This is a genomic window from Micromonospora sp. WMMD734 (genome assembly GCF_049178975.1).
In the GTDB taxonomy this organism is placed as follows: Bacteria; Actinomycetota; Actinomycetes; order Mycobacteriales; family Micromonosporaceae; genus Micromonospora; species Micromonospora wenchangensis.
In genome coordinates, this window is record NZ_JBMHMK010000001.1 from 2,747,539 (window position 1) to 2,760,756 (window position 13,218).

Here is a 13,218-nt window from a genome sequence, read left to right on the forward strand (position 1 = left end):
CAGCCTGTACGTACGGGAGCAGGAACGCAGCGATGCTGCGACCCCGGCCGTCCGGGCGGCGTCAGCGGCGCCCTTACCGGTTCTTTATGCACCGGGTGCCAGCCTTGCGGGCGGTCCCGGGCACGGGAGAGGCGACGGGAAGGGGACGGCGTGCGGGTGCTGATGGCCGACGACGAGCGGGTGCTGGCCGACATGGTCGCCGAGGGGCTGCGCCGGCTGTCCATGGCCGTCGACGTGGTCTACGACGGCGACAGCGCCCTGGAACGGCTCGCCGTCAACCGCTACGACGTGGCCGTGCTCGACCGGGACATGCCCGGCCAGAGCGGCGACGAGGTGTGCCGGTGGATCGCCGGCTCCGCCACCGGCACCCGGGTGCTGCTGCTGACCGCCGCCGCCGGCATCCGGCACCGCGTCGAGGGTCTCGGCCTGGGCGCGGACGACTACCTGACCAAGCCGTTCGCCTTCGCCGAACTCGTCGCCCGGTTGCAGGCGCTGTCCCGGCGCTCCACCCCGGCGCTGCCCCCGGTGCTGGAGCAGGACGGCATCGTGCTGGACGTCACCCGGCACACGGCCGCCCGCGACGGGATGCCGCTGTCGCTGTCCCCCAAGGAGTACGCCGTCCTGCACGTGCTGATGCGCGCCGGTGGCCGGGTGGTCAGCGCCGAGGACCTGCTGGAACAGGCGTGGGACGAGAACACCGACCCGTTCACCAACACCGTACGGACCACCGTGATGACCCTGCGCCGCAAACTCGGTGACCCGCCGGTGATCCACACCGTGCCCCGGGTCGGCTACCGGCTCGGGGCATGAACCTGCCCTCACCGGCCCGGCGGATGCTCCTGGTCGTCGGGGCGCTCCTGCTCGTCGCCCCGTTCGTGACGACGGCCGCCGACCTGCTGCTCGCACTGTGGCGGGAGTTCGGCCCGTCCTGGTGCGCCACCCCCGAGTTGCGGGCGCCGGGCGACGACGCCCCGTTCGTCTGTGTCCAGGTGTTCCGGCGGCCGAGCATCCCCCTGGCGATCGCCGTGACGATCGTGCTGCTGGCCCTGTTCGCCGCCGCCTACCCGGCCGTGCGCTGGTGCCTGCGTCCGCTGCGGGACCTCGCCCCGGTGGTCGCCGGCGTCGGGCCGCAGAACCTGGGCCACCGGCTCAGGCCCGGCCCCGGCCGCGACGAGCTGGCCGTCCTCGGCCGCACCATCGACGAGATGATGGACCGGATCGCGGTGGGCTACGAGGCGCAGCGCCGGTTCGCCGCCGACGCGTCCCACGAGCTGCGCACCCCGCTGGCCGTCCAGCGCACACTGATCGAGGTCGGCCTGGCCCGTACCCTCACCGACGACCAGCTCGCCCTGCTCGCCGCGCAACTGCTGGAGACCAACGAACGCAACGAGCGCCTGATCGAGGGGCTGCTGGTGCTCAGCGAGAGCGACCGGGGCCTGCTGACCCGCGTCCCGCTGCGGCTCGACCGGATCGTCGCGACGGTGCTCGACGCGCACCGCGGCCGGGCCGAGGAGGGCGGCGTCACGATCGTCAGCCAGTTGAGCCCCCGGCTGGTCGTCGGCGAGCAGGTGCTGCTGGAACGGCTGGTCGTCAACCTGGTGCAGAACGGCCTGAAGTACAACCGGCCCGACGGCACCCTCACGGTGCGGGTGGGCACCGACCCGGCGCTGGTGGTCGAGAACACCGGCGACGACGTCCCCCCGGACGAGGTCGCCGCCCTGTTCGAGCCGTTCCGCCGCCGGTTCGGCAAGCGCATCGACCACAGCGGCGGCGCGGGCCTCGGGCTGGCGATCGCCCGCTCGATCACCCGGGCGCACGAGGGCATCATCACCGCCTCCTCCACCGGTCGCGACGGGCTACGGGTGCAGGTCACCTTCCCGACCGTGGACACCGGCACGGCCGACGGCTGAGCCGGCGGGCCGGCCCCGACCCTGCCGGGATCGGGGCCGGCCCGCCGCAGCGACGGATCAGTAGTTGCAGACGTCCACGCCGGGGATCCAGTTCGCGTAGCCGGTGTAGGTGTAGTAGTCGGCCACGTACCCCTCCCCGCCGCTGTAGGAGATGTAGTTCCAGACCGGATCGCCGTAGATGGTCTGGCCGGAGTGCTGGCAGATGATGTGCACGGCGGTGCCGGCCGGCACGGTCTTGATGGCCGTGCAGCTCTGGCTCGGCTGCGCCGCCTTGGTCGGGTGGTAGCAGTCCCGCAGGGTCACCGCGGTGTTGCCGATGCTCGCGTTGTACCAGCTCGCCTGTGCCGGTGCCGTGGTGACGGTGAGCAGCGCGGCGGCCGTCCCCGTGGCCAGGGCGACGGCGGTGGCGGCCCGCCGCAGCCGGCTTCCCGCCCGGGGCGAGGTCCGGCTGGTCGCGGAGGTGAAGTTCATCGGGTCTCCTTGGATCGGCGTCGGTGCGGTGGTCCCGCCCCACCAGCTGACTCCGCCGCCCGGGGTGCCGGGAAGGGCGGCCGACCGGTCCGGATGAAGTCCGTACCGGTGCCGTACAGACCCGTACAGGCTGGTCAGACGCACGGCGGCTGGTATCGGACGCCTGGCACGTAGCGACGCCAGTCGTCCCTGCTGATGGGGGCCCCGGACGTCGCGCAGACCCACCCCGAGACGCGGTCGGCGTCGGTGTCGGCGAGCCGGGTGACGTGATCGCTGCCGGCGGCGGCGAGCGTCCGCCCGTCGGGGCTGTACGCCACCGCGTAGACCGCGTCGGTGGCGCGGGACAGCACGGCCGTGGCGGTGGGCCTGGTCCGCTCGCCGAGGTCCCACAACCAGACGGTGCCGTCGGTGGCGGCGACGGCGAGCTGTCGGTTGTCCGGACGGAAGGCCACCATGTACGCGTAGCCGGCCGGGCCGGTCAGCGGTTCGCCGACCGCCGACGGGGCGGCCGGCGTGGTGACGTCCCAGAGCCGCACGGTGCTGTCGGCGCTCGCAGCGGCCAGGGTGCCGCCGTCGGGGCTGAAGGCGACGCTGTAGGCGTAGCTGTGGAAGCCGGTGAGTGGCTCGCCGACCGGTACCGGATCCACGCCGCCGGTCACCGCCCACAACCGGACGACACCGTCCGAGCCGGCGGAGGCGAGGAGCCGACCGTCCGGACTGAAGGCCACCGTCAACACGATCGCCGCGCCGACCTGCGTGCCGCCGACCCGCCGGCCGGCGTCGTCCCACAGCGTGATCCGGTGGTCGTCACCGCCTGCGGCGAGGAGCCGGCCGTCCGGACTGAAGGCCACGGACTGCACCAGCGCCGAGCCACTGACCAGGGTACGCACCAGCGCCGGCCGTCCGGGTCCCGCCAGGTCCCAGACCTGGATCCGGCCGGTCCGGGTGCCGACCGCCAGTAGTCGGCCACCCGGTCCGAAGGCGATCGTCCCGCTGAACGCGTCAGTGGTGGGTGACCGCAGCGGCGGCCCCAGCGGTCTCGGCGCGTCCGGTCGGCTGACGTCCCAGAACCAGACGGTCTCGTCCCGGCTGGCCACGGCCAGGCGCGTGCCGTCGGGGCTGTACGCGATGCTGAAGACGGCGTCCTGCGGCCCGGTCAGCACCGGGCCGGGAGGGGTCCGCCAGAGCCGGACCGTGCCGTCGGTGCTGCTGGTGGCGAGGCTCTCGCCGTCCGGGGTGAAGCTCACCCCGGTCACCGGGGAGGGTTGCGGCAGCACGCCGACCCTGCGGCCACCGTCGACCTCCCAGACCGTGACGGTGTTGTCGGAGCTGCCGGCGGCGAGGCTGCGGCCGTCCGGGCTGAAGGCGACCGCGTTGATCCAGCTGTTCGGGCCGGTCAGTGGCGTGCCGACCGGGCGGGGACAGCGGGCGTCGGTCAGCTCGAACAGCCGGACCGTCTTCTCCGCACTGCCGGCCGCGAGGGTGTGGCCGTCCGGGCTGAACGCCACGCTGAGGATCTTCCCGCCGCCGCCCGAAACGGTGCACACCGCCCTCGGGCGGCCCCGTGCCGACGTCTCCCACAGCCGCACGTTCCCGTCGGCTCCGGCGGCCGCGAGCAGCGGACGCGCCGGGTGGAACGCGACGGACTGCACGGCGGGGCCGGGCCCGGCCAGGGCCGGCAGTTCGACCGGCTGCGCGGCTGCCGGGACGGCCCAGCGTCGCACCCGTCCGTCGGCGGTGCCGGCGGCGAGGACGGTGCCGTCCGCGCTGAACGACAGGGCGTACACGGTGGCACCGGCCGGGTCCGGAAAGGACTGGAGCGGCACCGGACGGCCCGGGTCACGCACGTCCCACAACCGCACGGTCCCACCGGCGCCGCCGGCGGCCAGCGTGCTGCCGTGAGGATCGAAGGCGACGCCGAAGATCTCCTCGTCGACCCCGGGCAGCGGGGTGCCCCCGGTGGTCGCCATGGCGTCCACGGGACGGGTGGACCACAGCCGAACGGTGTGGTCGGTGCCGCCCGCCGCCAGCAGGCGGCCGTCCGGGCTGTACGCGACCGCCTGGGCGGACCCGGCGAACGGGAGCAGCCGGGTCGAGCGGGCAACGGTGGAGGCGTCGAGGAGGCTGGACCGGGCCTCGACAGTGGGCGCCGTCCGGTAGGCGGCGAGGCTCAACTGCATGGCCAGGGAGACATCGCTGTCACGCAGCTTGTCGGCCCGGCCGGCGATGAACCGTGAGACCGCCTCGTTGCGCTGCCCGACGGCCTCGCGTCGTTGCCGCTCGGCGTGGGCGCGTTGATCGAGTGCCACCCCGGCGAACACGACGGTCAGCGCGGTCAGCACGGTCAGCGTCGTGACGAGTTGGGTCACCCGCCGGGCACGGCGTCGCGAGTGTCGCCGGGAGGCCGCCAGGAACTCCGCGGCGGGGGCGGTGAGGTCGGCGTCGGCGGACGCCGCCCAGGCCTGCGCAGCGGCGAGCCGGCTGCCCTGGTAGAGCTGCCCCGGATCGTGTCCGTCCGCCTGCCAGGCGAGGGCGGTGACGTGCAGCTGCCTGGCGATCAGCAGGCCGGAGCGGTTGCTGTCCAGCCAACCTCGCAGTCGTGGCCACGCCGAGACGAGGGTCTCGTGACTGATCTCCACCGTGTCCGTGGCCGTGGTGATGAGCCGCTGTGCGACGTACTTCTCCAGGACCTGGGCGAGTTCGCCGTCGCTGTGGTCGAGGTCGGCCAGTTCCGCCGGAGTGACCCGCCGCCGGGTGTCCGCGGTCTCTGGGGCGACGTGCACCAGCCGCAGGAACAGGCGACGGGCCAGTTCCTGCTGCGGCCCGGTCAGCGAGGCGAAGACCGACTCGGCGGTCTCGGAGACGGCACCGGCGATCCCGCCGATCCGGCGGTAGTCGCCGATGGTCATCCGGCCGCCGCCCCGCGACCAGGTGGCGAGCAGGGCGTGGGACAGCAGCGGCAGCGAGCCGGAGCCGGGCGGGATGTCCCGCAGCAGCACCTCGACCAGTCCCGGTTCGACCTGCGCCCGGGCCCGGCGGGCCGGCTCGACGATCACGTCGCGGAGTTCGTCCTCGGTCATCGGCCCGATCGTCAGCTGCCGGTGGCGGGCGGTGGCCAACAGGGCGGGGAACCGCAGCGCCTCGGCGTAGAAGTCGGCCCGTAGCCCGATCACCACCACCGCGCCCCGCGGCCCGGCCGCCAGCCCGAACAGCCGATCGACGAACGCTCGCCGTCGGGTCTCGTCGACGCAGACGGTGAACAGTTCCTCGAACTGGTCCACGACGATCAGGAGACGACCCTCGCCGGTCTCCCCGACACCGTGCAACCCGGCGAGGGGGTCGACGCCCGGCGTGCACAGCACGATCTCCCAGTCCGGCTCGGGACCGATCCCGGCGGCCCGGACCCGGGGGATCAGACCCGCCCGCAGCAGCGACGACTTCCCGGCCCCGGAGACCCCGACGGCGAGCAGCACGGCCCGCCCCGGGGGCAGGTCGGCCAACTGCCCGAGCAGGGCGGTGGTCAGGGCGGTACGCCCGAAGAACCAGCCGGCGTCCTCGGCCTGGTAGGGGCTCAGACCCCGGTACGGTTCCGCTCCGGACCGTCGCACCGCTGTCGCCCGGGCCCGACGCCACCCGGCGAGCCAGCGGGCGCGCTCCTGCGGGTCGTCCACCCCGCAGGCGGTCAGAACCTGTACCAGGAGGTCCTGCGACGCCAGCGACGGCAGCCCACGCCCGGCGAACCAGTCCCCGATCGTGCTGTGCGTGCCACCCGCCTGGGCGCGCTCCGCCACCTCGCGAACCGTCAGACCCGCCAGCAGCCGCAGGGCGGTGAGCTGCCGGCCGAAGCTGGAACGGTCGTCAATGGCTTCCGGGTCGGGACCGTTCTCCACCATGTTCCCTCTCCACCCTGGCAGTACAGGGTGGAGAGATTACTCTGGGCAATCGAAAATCAACAGGGTGTGATCAATTCGGCCGACCGCGCGGGCACCCGACAGGTTTCCCGTCGGTGCGGAAGCCGCAGCTCAGTCGCGCTCGCCCGGGCGGGCCACCGGTTCGCCACCGATGCAGCCCACGTTCACCTCGAACTCCCCCGCCGGGCCGGCGAAGGTCACCTCGGCGTCGTCGTCCGGGCCCCGGTCCACGTCCTTCACCCGGTAGTCCTGCGCCGGGGCCCAGGAAACCAGCCGCACCTCGGACCCCACGCACTCGGCGACCGCCGTACCGCCGGGGGTGGAGAAGCTGCGGCGCAGGCCGGGCGTCGCGGACGGGGACGACGGCGCGGACGCCGCCGGGGCCGACGGTGTCGCCGGGGTCGGTTCCGGGGCCGCCAGGGCCCGCTCGACCTCGGCCTGGCTGCGCACCCCGCCGGGGGTGCCGGTGATGCTCTCCCCGACCAGCCGGATCGCGGCCACCCCGATCAGGGTGGCGAGCACGGCGGCGGCCAGCCAACCGGCGGTGGCGAGGAGCGTACGGCGACCCATGCCCCGACTATGCCCCACCGGCCGCTAAGCCGGGCCCGGCGGCAGGATAAGCGGAGGTTAAGAGCCGGCCCGTGGCCGGTGGCACCGGCTAGCCTGCCTAGCGGTGGCAACCCTGCTCCTGATCGGGGACGATGCATGAGACGGCGGCTGGCGCTGCTGGTCGCGGCGACCAGCTGCCTGACCCTGGTGGCCTTCCTGGTGCCGCTGGCCCTGCTGGTGCGCACCGTCGCCGAGGACCGGGCCACCGTCCGGGCGACCGCCGACGTGCAGGGGTTGGTGCCGGTGGTCGGCACCGCCGACACGGCGACGATCCGGTTGACCGTGGAACAGCTCACCGCCGAGTCGGGGCGGCCGGTCAGCGTCTACCTGCCCGACGGCACGGTGCTCGGCGCGCAGGAGCCGCGTACCCCGGCGGTGGCGCTCGCCGCCCGGGGCCAGAGCCTCACCGCGGAGCTGGACGGCGGTCGGGAGATCGTGATCGCGGTGCAGGGCCGGGCCGACGGCACCGGCGTGATCCGCACCGTGGTGCCCCGCGCCGACGTCACCGCCGGGGTGGCCCGTGCCTGGCTGGTGCTGGCCGCGCTCGGCATCGTGCTCGTGCTGCTCGGCCTCGCCGTGGCCGACCGGCTGGCCCGCACCCTGGTCCGGCCGATCACCGAGCTGTCCTCGGTCTCGCACCGGCTGGCCAACGCCGAGCTGACCGCCCGCGCCGAGCCGGCCGGCCCGCCGGAGCTACGGGAGGTCGCCGGTGCGCTCAACCACCTGGCCGCCCGGATACAGGTGCTGCTGCGGGAGGAACGTGAGCAGGTGGCGGACCTGTCGCACCGGCTGCGGACGCCGTTGACGGCGTTGCGGCTGGAGGCGGAGTCGCTGCGCGACCCGGACGACGCGGCCCGGGTGGCGGCGGCCGTGGACGGGTTGGAGCGGGCGGTGACCGGCCTGATCCGGCAGGCGCGCTGGCGTAGCGACCCGGCCGACGGTGATCCCGGCGCGGTCAGCGCCGACGCGGCCGCGATCGTGGGGGAACGGGTCGCCTTCTGGTCGGTGCTGGCCGAGGACACCGGCCGCACGGTCGACCTCGACCTCGCGGCCGGGCCGCTGCCGGTCGGGGTGCCCGCCGACGAGTTGGCCGCGGCCGTGGACGCGCTGCTGGGCAACGTCTTCGCGCACACCCCGGAGGGCACCGGCTTCACCGTCCGGTTGACCCGGGAGCAGGCCGGTGCCGCGCTGACCGTCTGCGACGCGGGGCCGGGGATACCGGCCGCCCTGGTGCAACGGGGGGCCAGCCGGGCCGGCTCGACCGGGCTCGGCCTGGACATCGCACGGCGGGCCGCGCAGGCCAGTGGCGGTCGGCTCGACCTGGGGTCGGGTGCGCAGGGCGGCGCGGTGGTGACGCTGCGGCTCGGGCCGCCCAGGTCGGCCTTAACCGGAGCTTAGGGTCGGCGCAGCGCGCCGCTATCCACCGCCGGAGCACGCTGAGCGCACCAACCGAGAAACTCCGGAGGTACGCACCATGAAGCGCACATCCCTGCTCCTGGCCGCCGCCGGCGGCGCGGCCGTCCTCGCCGTCACCGGCACGGCGATCGGCGTGTCCGCCGCGGAACGGGCCCCCGGCCCCACCGCCACCGCCACCACCGCTCCGGCCCCGGTGGACCCCACCGGCACGCCGACGGCCGGCACCCCCGGTGGCACGCCGACGGCGGAGACGCCCGGTGGCAGCCCGACCGTGGCAACGCCTGGTGGCAGCACCGCCCCGGCCACCGACGACGCGGTGAGCCAGCAGCGGGCCGGTGAGATCGCGCTGGCCAAGGCGGGTGGCGGTCGGATCACCGAGATCGAGCGGGAGCGGGAGGAGGGCCGCCCGGTCTGGAGCGTGGAGATCATCAACGGGGACACCGAGCACGAGATCGACGTCGACCGGGACAACGGCGGCATCGTCAAGTCCGAGCAGGAGAAGGCGGACGCCGACGACCGGTCCGGTCACGACGACGACCAGGACGACGACTCCGACGACCAGGACGACGACGGCGACGACGACTGACCGTCCGGGTGGCGGTCAGAAGGTGTACAGGTCGACCGTGAGGCCACCGGCACCGGAGCGGCTGACCGCCACCCAGTCCGTGCCGGCTCCGGCGAGCCACCCCGGGTAGCGGCCGAGTTGCCGGCCCGTGTCCGCCTCGTACACGAGCACCATTGGGCGCTCGTCCTCGGCTCCGCTGACCGCCACCAGCCCGGCCGTCACCGCCGACCGCCAGCTCGCCGACGTGCCGGGCAGCGCCGGGTCGGGCGCGGTCCAGCGGGAGGCACCGGTGGCCAGGTCGAGCAACGCCAGCGCACCCGAGTCGGCGGTGTCACGCACCAGGACCGACCGGTCGTCGCCGTCGATCGGCACGCCCGCGTTGGCACCCTGCCAGACCGTCCGACCGGTGCGCAGGTCGACCAGTTGCGGTCGCTCGTCGGCGGTGACCGCGACGAGCCGGGTCCCGGCCCCGATCAGCTCCCTGCCGCTGCGGGGGTGCGCCAGCCGCTTGGCGCACTCGCCGTCCTCCCGACGCCCGCTGTAGACCGCGCCGGACCAGCCCTTCGCCCCGGTGCGCGCGTCGACGCTGGCGATGCTGACCGTGCAGCGCCCATCCCCCTCGGGCGGGTCGTGGTCGGTGCTGACCAGCAGGTCGTCGGCGGCGAAGCCGAACCAGGCCCGGTTCGGCAGGCGCCCGGTGCCGGCCCGCCCGGTGGTGGGGGCGACGGGGGTGTAGGTGGCCGCCCGGGCGGAGGTACTCAGCCGCACCACGACGTACCGGCCGGCGGCCGGCGCGTACGGCAGTCGCGCGCCGAGGGTCACGTCGCTGACCCGGGCGAACCGGTCGGAGGGCAGTTTCCACAGTTGGCGGCCGCTCTCCAGCTCCCGACCGATGATCACGCAGGTCGCCTTCGTACCGGCACCGACGCATTCCCGGGCGTGGACGACCGTGCCCTGCACGACGACGTCCTGACTGCTGTCGGCCCGCCACCGGGTGGCCCCCGTGAGCGCGTCGAGCACCTCCACGCCGTCGCCGTCGTTGTCGCCGGCCACGATGGACCCGTCGGCGATCACGTACCGGTAGCCGCCGTCGAGCGGGTGCCGCCACCGCTCCTGCCCCGTGCCGCGGTCCACCGCCCGCAGCTCCCGCTCGTCGGGGATGACGATGAGCTGACCGGTCTCCCCCACCTCATGGTCGATCCGTCGCAGCGACACCGACCAGGCCGACGCCGGGCCCGGCGAGGGCGACGGGTCGGGCCCGTCGCGCAGCCGCTCGGGGGTCTGCTCGACAGGCGTCGGCGAGCGGGGCGGGCGGGGCGCGGCGCAGGCGGGAAGCCCGACGACCAGGGTCAGGGCGACGGCGGCGGTACGCCAACGGGCTGGTCGGTGCGACGGCACGGGTTCCCCCTCGGTGGACGGTCGAGCCGTCACCCTAGGACCCGCGCGCATCCCGTGCCACCGGACGGACGATCCGCCGGTCCCGGCGACGCGGGACATCCACCCCTGGCCGGCGGGACGGGACGCGGAACAGGCTGCGCTACGCGTCCGCCGATCCGGCGGCACGCGATGACCCGGAGGAAGCCCGTGGGTGTGCTGGTGCGGCCCCCGTCGCCGACGGCGGCCGGTGACGCCGTCCGTGGCGGTGGTGGTGGTCATGCTGAGACAGTGGACCGGCCATGCCGAACGTATCCGTGACCGCGCGATCGACCGGGTGGGCGGTGCTCACCGGCACCGTCCTGCTCAGCCTCGGCGCGGTCGTCGCCTGGTCGGTGGCGACACCGCCGTGGTCGGCCACCCAGCTGTACTCGCTCGTCGACCTGCTGGACGGCATCGTCTACGGCACCCTGGCGTGGCTGATCCTCAGCCGGCAGCGGACCGGCAGCCGGACGCCCGCCGTCATCACCTGCGCGGCAGGGCTGGGCAGCGCGGTCGCCGCCTGCGCCGGGCAGTGGCAGCTCGCCGTGGGTGGGCCGCCGGTGCTGACCGCGCTGCACCGATGGGCCTGGGTGCCCGGCCTGTACGCGCTGGTCGTGGTGATGCCCTGGCTGCTGCCGGACCGGCCGTTGGACCGGTTCGGCCGGGGCGCGGTCACCGCCGGGGTCGGCTACGTGGTGGTGACGATGGCTGCCGCCGTCACCGCGCCGACGCCGCTGGGGGTGCTGCCGCTGCCGGACGGGCTGCGGGGCGTCCGGGCCGCGCTGCTGCCCGTCCTGCCGTACCCGCTGGTCGGGCTCGGTCTGCTGGCCTGCGCCGGGTTGGGGTGGCGGTGGCGACGTGGCCCCACCGCGCAGCGCCACGGCCTCGGTTGGGCGACGGCCGGCAGCGGGCTGCTCACCCTCGCCTTCCTCGCCACCCTGCTGCCTCCGGTCGTCCCGGCGGCCCTGCCGGCGCTGCTGATGCTCGCCTCGCAGGCGTTCTTTCCTGCCGCGGTGGCGGTGGTGGTGCTGCGCCAGCAGCTGTGGGGGCTGCGGCTGGCCGTACGCCGGACGCTGGTGTGGTACCTGATGACCGCGGTGGTGATCGCCGCCTACTGCGCGACGGTGGCGCTGCTCGACCGGCTGCTGCCGCAACGGCTGCCGCTGCCGCAACTCGTCGTGACCGGGGTGCTCGCGGCGGCGTTCCAACCGATGCGCGAGGCGGTGCAGCGGCGGGTGGACCGGCTGGTGCACGGCGAGGCCCCGGGGCCGCTGCTGCACCGGGTGGCGCACAGCGTCGGCAGCACCACCGAGATCAGTGCGACGATCGCCGCCGCGCTCCGGCTCGCCGAGGTACGCATCACCGAGGGTGCGCCGCAGCCGCCACCGCACCCGTACGGCTGCCCGTTGACCGTGCCGTTGACCAGCGGCGACCGGCTCGTCGGCCAGTTGCACGCCTGGCCGCTGCCCGGTGAGCTGCTCGACGGCCGGGCCCGCGAGCAGCTCACCGTCCTGGCCCCGGTGGTCGCCGCGGTCGTGGACCTGGCCGGCACCAACCGGGACCTGGCCCGTTCGCGGCAACGGCTGGCCGAGGTACGCGACGAGGAGCGCCGCTCCCTGCGCCGCGATCTGCACGACGGCCTCGGCCCCGCGCTCAGCGGCATCGGGTTGGGGTTGGCCGCCACCCGCAACCTGCTGCGCCGCGACCCGGAACGGGCCGAGGACCTGCTGGACCGGTTGACCGACGAGCTGACGGCACGGGCGGCGGAGGTCCGGGACATGGCGCACGGCCTGCTGCCACCGGTGCTCGCCGACGGCGGCCTGAGCCCCGCCCTGCACCTGCTGCGGGACCAGTACGCCCGGACCGGCCTGCGGATCGTGCTGCACGGGCCGGCCACCCTGACGCCGCTGCCGGAGCCGGTCGCCACCGCCGCCTACGGGGTCACCGCCGAGGCGATCCGCAACGTGCACCGGCACGCCGGGGTGGACCGGTGCACCGTCTCGCTGGACCAGCGGCCCGACCGGCTGCGGGTCACCGTCACCGACCAGGGTCGGGGCCTGCCGGCCGGCCCCACCGGCCACGGCGTCGGCCTGCACGCGATGCGGGAGCGGGCCGAGGCGGTGGGCGCGACCCTCACCGTGGGGCCGGCCGGCTCCCGGGGCACCACCGTCTGCCTGACCGTCCCCCTGGAGCAGTCGTGACCGACACCCCGATCCGCGTCGCCGTGGTGGACGACCATCCGGTCTTCCGGCTGGGCATGGGCGCGTTGCTCGACACCCTGGGCGGCATCGAGTGCGTGGGCGAGGCCGCCGACGCGTCGACCGCCCTGGCGCTCGTCGACCGGGTGCGCCCGGACGTGGTGCTGATGGACCTGCACCTCGGCCAGGGGTCGGGGATCGAGGTGACCCGGCTGCTGCGCCGCGACCATCCGTCGGTGCGGGTGCTGGTGGTGAGCATGCTCAACGACGACGCGTCCCTGGTCGCCGCGCTGCGCGCCGGAGCCCGGGGCTACCTGCTCAAGGGCGCCTCGGCCGCCGACGTGGAGCGGGGTATCCGGGGGGTGGCCGGCGGCGACCTGATCCTCGGGGGTCCGCTCGCCGACCGGGCCGGCGCGCTGCTGGGCGGCCGCACCGACGCCCCGTTCCCGCAGCTCACCGACCGGGAACGGGAGGTCCTCGAACTGCTCGCCCGGGGGTTGTCGAATCCGCTGATCGCGCACCGGCTCGGGTTGAGCGCCAAGACCGTCCGCAACAACGTTTCGGTCATCCTGGTCAAGCTGCACCTGGGCAGCCGCGCCGAGGCGATCGCCCTGGCCCGCGACCACGGGCTGGGCGCGCCCAGCCCGGCCGAGGCCCCCACCGCCCCGGTCCCGGGCCGGTCGGCGTGACCGGGGACGACCACGGTGGGACCGGGGTCGGGC

10 protein-coding genes are annotated in these 13,218 nt (G+C 75.0%); 6 read left to right on the top strand and 4 right to left on the bottom strand.

Annotation, left to right across the window (positions count from 1 at the left end):
• Positions 1 to 150 precede the first annotated feature (150 nt).
• A complete protein-coding gene (locus ACN267_RS11705) occupies positions 151 to 810 on the top strand; it encodes a response regulator transcription factor (protein ID WP_421488629.1) in 660 nt (219 codons plus the stop codon).
• A complete protein-coding gene (locus ACN267_RS11710) occupies positions 807 to 1,910 on the top strand; it encodes a sensor histidine kinase (RefSeq protein WP_421488630.1) in 1,104 nt (367 codons plus the stop codon). The genes ACN267_RS11705 and ACN267_RS11710 overlap by 4 nt, the downstream gene beginning before the upstream one ends.
• A gap of 57 nt (positions 1,911 to 1,967) precedes the next feature.
• Here ACN267_RS11710 and ACN267_RS11715 read toward each other — a convergent pair whose 3' ends face one another.
• The 3 genes from ACN267_RS11715 to ACN267_RS11725 all read right to left on the bottom strand — a co-directional run bounded on the left by ACN267_RS11715 (position 1,968) and on the right by ACN267_RS11725 (position 6,862).
• Positions 1,968 to 2,381: an SH3 domain-containing protein gene (locus ACN267_RS11715; protein WP_421488631.1), complete on the bottom strand. Its 414-nt coding sequence runs from the start codon at positions 2,379 to 2,381 to the stop codon at positions 1,968 to 1,970.
• Positions 2,382 to 2,515: 134 nt separating this feature from the next.
• Positions 2,516 to 6,274 (bottom strand): helix-turn-helix domain-containing protein, encoded by a 3,759-nt coding sequence (locus tag ACN267_RS11720; protein WP_421488632.1) that lies wholly within the window; start codon positions 6,272 to 6,274, stop codon positions 2,516 to 2,518.
• A 129-nt stretch (positions 6,275 to 6,403) separates the two neighbouring features.
• Positions 6,404 to 6,862 (bottom strand): septum formation initiator, encoded by a 459-nt coding sequence (locus tag ACN267_RS11725; RefSeq protein ID WP_204960984.1) that lies wholly within the window; start codon positions 6,860 to 6,862, stop codon positions 6,404 to 6,406.
• 135 nt (positions 6,863 to 6,997) lie between these two features.
• On the opposite strand from ACN267_RS11725, the gene ACN267_RS11730 reads away from it, so the two are divergent.
• The gene (locus ACN267_RS11730; RefSeq protein ID WP_281898390.1) at positions 6,998 to 8,299 is read left to right on the top strand and encodes a sensor histidine kinase; all 1,302 of its coding nucleotides are present in this window, start codon (positions 6,998 to 7,000) and stop codon (positions 8,297 to 8,299) included.
• Between the two features lie 76 nt (positions 8,300 to 8,375).
• Positions 8,376 to 8,903, top strand: a complete 528-nt coding sequence (locus ACN267_RS11735) for a PepSY domain-containing protein (RefSeq protein ID WP_421488633.1) — start codon at positions 8,376 to 8,378, stop codon at positions 8,901 to 8,903.
• 15 nt (positions 8,904 to 8,918) lie between these two features.
• On the opposite strand, the gene ACN267_RS11740 is transcribed toward ACN267_RS11735, so the two are convergent.
• The gene (locus ACN267_RS11740) at positions 8,919 to 10,313 is read right to left on the bottom strand and encodes a PQQ-binding-like beta-propeller repeat protein (protein WP_421488634.1); all 1,395 of its coding nucleotides are present in this window, start codon (positions 10,311 to 10,313) and stop codon (positions 8,919 to 8,921) included.
• Between the two features lie 245 nt (positions 10,314 to 10,558).
• Here ACN267_RS11740 and ACN267_RS11745 point away from each other — a divergent pair, with 245 nt between their 5' ends.
• Together ACN267_RS11745 and ACN267_RS11750 are read left to right on the top strand one after the other, a co-directional pair.
• A complete protein-coding gene (locus ACN267_RS11745) occupies positions 10,559 to 12,499 on the top strand; it encodes a sensor histidine kinase (RefSeq protein ID WP_421488635.1) in 1,941 nt (646 codons plus the stop codon).
• A complete protein-coding gene (locus ACN267_RS11750; protein WP_421488636.1) occupies positions 12,496 to 13,185 on the top strand; it encodes a response regulator in 690 nt (229 codons plus the stop codon). The genes ACN267_RS11745 and ACN267_RS11750 overlap by 4 nt, the downstream gene beginning before the upstream one ends.
• Positions 13,186 to 13,218 lie beyond the last annotated feature (33 nt).

Coding starts and splice junctions, on each gene's coding strand:
- ACN267_RS11710 (WP_421488630.1), top strand. CDS start 807: ATGAACCTGCCCTCACCGGCCCGGCGGATGCTCCTGGTCGTCGGGGCG.
- ACN267_RS11735 (WP_421488633.1), top strand. CDS start 8,376: ATGAAGCGCACATCCCTGCTCCTGGCCGCCGCCGGCGGCGCGGCCGTC.
- ACN267_RS11730 (WP_281898390.1), top strand. CDS start 6,998: ATGAGACGGCGGCTGGCGCTGCTGGTCGCGGCGACCAGCTGCCTGACC.
- ACN267_RS11745 (WP_421488635.1), top strand. CDS start 10,559: ATGCCGAACGTATCCGTGACCGCGCGATCGACCGGGTGGGCGGTGCTC.
- ACN267_RS11715 (WP_421488631.1), bottom strand. CDS start 2,381: ATGAACTTCACCTCCGCGACCAGCCGGACCTCGCCCCGGGCGGGAAGC.
- ACN267_RS11720 (WP_421488632.1), bottom strand. CDS start 6,274: ATGGTGGAGAACGGTCCCGACCCGGAAGCCATTGACGACCGTTCCAGC.
- ACN267_RS11725 (WP_204960984.1), bottom strand. CDS start 6,862: ATGGGTCGCCGTACGCTCCTCGCCACCGCCGGTTGGCTGGCCGCCGCC.